The organism is Streptomyces sp. NPDC060184, assembly GCF_042728795.1.
Classification (GTDB): domain Bacteria; phylum Actinomycetota; class Actinomycetes; order Streptomycetales; family Streptomycetaceae; genus Streptomyces.
The window spans coordinates 1-2672 of sequence record NZ_JBHWYX010000027.1 but is presented as its reverse complement, the minus strand read 5'-3'; the positions used below and the strand labels follow the sequence as shown (position 1 = coordinate 2672).

Sequence of the window (2672 nt, the reverse complement as noted above, 5' to 3'; positions counted from 1 at the left end):
CCATGGCCGCGTAGGAGGCGGCGAGGTTGCTGCGGGCGGTGAGGGTGGCGGGGTGGTTGCGGCCGAGGAGTCGTTCCTGGTCGGCGAGGACGCTTTCGCGCAGGGTGGTGGCTTCGGTGGTGCGCCCCGCTTCCGCGTAGGAGTTGGCGAGGTTGCTGCGGGCGGTGACGGTGGCGGGGTGGTCGGGCCCGAGGACGAGTGCGCTGGTGCCTGAGAGCTGTTCCCCGCTTGCGATAGCCGCGATTGTGAGGCCCGCGTCGTGCAAGCTGGCGCCGACGCGGTGAAGGAGGTAGTGACCGTCTGTCTGCCAGAGATGGTTGCTGGCGTGCTGCTGAAGGTGATCAACGTTTGTACGCAGGGTCGCAGCCACATCAGGGACGATCTGGTCGACGTCGGGCCAGATGTCCAGCATGGCTTCGGCGACTGTGTGCGCGAGGCGAGGAAGAGCCGCCTTTGATGTGATTTCGCGTGCGGCCCGGGCGGTGAGGGCGTGGATGCGTACGGCGCGGGGCTCCTGGCGCCGGTCGGTGGTGACGAGCGCGTAGCGGTGGAGGACCCGTAGCGCCGCGTTGGCCTGCTCCGGCGTAACGGGTTCGCCCGCTTTTCCGGTACCGGTGCCGTGTTCTCCGGGAGTGCGGTGGTTGCCGAGGTAGGACAGGACGGCGGGGGTGTGCCACAGGGCGTGGGGGTGTCCTGCGGGGTCGAGCAGGGCGGCGATTCGGAGTGCGGATCGGGAGAGGCCGACGGGCTCGGTGCGCTGTGCGGCGTCGAGGGAGAGCAGGAGCGTGGTGGCGATCTGCCGCCCGTAACCGTCGGCGTCGGCGGTCTCGGGGAGGAGCTGGCTAAGGCGCCGGTCGTGGTCGTTGAAGAGGGACAGGTACTCGGCGACGCGGAGGTCCTGGTTGAGCATGTAGGCCGCGGCGTGGCCGAGGGCGAGCGGCAAGTGCCCGAGCGCTTCGGCGAGGTCGCCGACGGCGCCGTCGAGGAGGTGCCCAGCGTCGTCGCCGGTGAGCCGGGCGCGGAGGTAGGCGACGGCTTCGGTGGAGGTGTAGACGTCGACTGGGATGCGTTTGCGGCCGTTGCCGGTGAGGGCGGCGTCGTGGAGGCGGGTGGTCGCCAGCACCCACCCGGTGCCGGTCCGGCTGGCCGGCCACCACCCGGTCATCCCTGCCGGGTCGGTGATGTCGTCGAGGATGATCAGCCACCGCCGTCCGGTGGTGGCCAGCCACGACAGGAACGCACCGGCGTCGTGTTCGGGGTCGTCGCCGGTCGCCCCCGGTGCTGAGACCCGGAGCGCTGCCAGGGCGTAGAGGGTGACGACCTGCTGGACCTCGGCCGCGCTTACCCAGAGGACGAGGTCGGTGCCGTTGTGGAGGGCTTCGGTGGCGTACGCGGCGGCGAGCTGGGATTTGCCGACCCCGCCGCCGCCGGACAGTACCTGTGTCAGCACCGCCGTCGACCCGGCCGTGCGCACTTCGTTGATCTGGTCGCGTACTCCGGCACGCGGTTGAAAGGCGGTCGCGAGGGCGGGGATCGTGCCGATTTCCAGCGGCCAGGAGACGTCTTTCGGCGCGGTCTGTGTGATGTAGCGACGGTTGTCGTTGACCTGGCTGTTCGGCCCGAAGGCGATGTGGGATGCGTCCTGCCCGGAAGCCACACTGCTGTCCCCGGCGGTTACCTGGGCGGGAGGTGCCGTGGACGGGGTGGGGCGGTTCGAGGCGGCCGGTTCGGCTGCTTCGTCGTCGTTGCGGCGGCGGGGCCAGAGGGGGGTCATCGGCGTTCGCTGTCGTCGCCGTAGGCGATGTCCGTGACGTCTCCGGCGGCGGCGATTCCGTCGCGTCCCGTGCGTACGTCGGCCTGGTCGGTGGACGGGGCCGTGCGGGGTGCGGTCGGGTGGCCGATGACGCGGGAGTTGTCCCCGAAGGCGACGTGGGTGATGTTCCCGCCGGCGGCGATCCCGCCCTGTCCGGCACGCACCCGGCGCACCCCGGCACCGCCACCGCCGCCCGGAGGGCGGACGAGGGCGACGACGGCGAGGACGGTGGCGACCAGTCCGACGATCGCGCCGGTCACGGACGCGGTCCGGTCGGCCATGTCGGGGTTCACCACCAGTGCCACGATCAGCCCGATCGACACCGTCCCGGCTACTACCGCGACCACCCACACCGCGACCCGCGCCGCTCCCGAAACAGCCACAGTTCAGCCCCCCGTTTCTGCTCAAAGCCCCGTCGTGAACGGGGGAACGACGATAGCGCGCCCGGCATTCGCCGGGCGAGTTCGGAGAGCGTCCCTCACAGGCCTTTCGAACTCCAGCCAGCAGGTGTGGCGTAGGTGGTTTCCGGCCGCTGCGGGGCGCATGGACGGCTGGGCCCGCGACGGCAGGGCGGGGCGGTCTCGCTGCCCGGTGAAGGCGCGCGCCGGGCGGGTTGGAACCGCGGGTGGAGCGCCGGAGGGGCGGGTGTTCAAACCGGGGTGGGTCGTCGCTTCGTGTGGGTGTGTGGGGTGGGGTGGTGGGGGTGGGTGTGTGGGGGGTTGGTTGGTGGTGTGTGGTTGGTGCACCGGCCGCACCAACCGGCCGCACCGGCCGCACCGGCCGCACCGGCCGGTGCGGCCCGGGGGGGGCCGGTGGATTAAAAAAAAAAAAAAAACCACCAGAACAAAAGGCAACAGGA

Annotated in this window: 2 protein-coding genes; both read right to left on the bottom strand. The window is 71.0% G+C overall.

Annotation, left to right across the window (positions count from 1 at the left end):
• Window positions 1-1657: tetratricopeptide repeat protein (locus ACFWEE_RS19045; RefSeq protein WP_386890602.1), on the bottom strand; the 1657-nt coding region annotated here is incomplete at its 3' end.
• 113 nt (window positions 1658-1770) lie between these two features.
• Complete coding sequence (locus tag ACFWEE_RS19040; RefSeq protein ID WP_386890481.1) at window positions 1771-2196, bottom strand: hypothetical protein; 426 nt, start codon at window positions 2194-2196, stop codon at window positions 1771-1773.
• Window positions 2197-2672 lie beyond the last annotated feature (476 nt).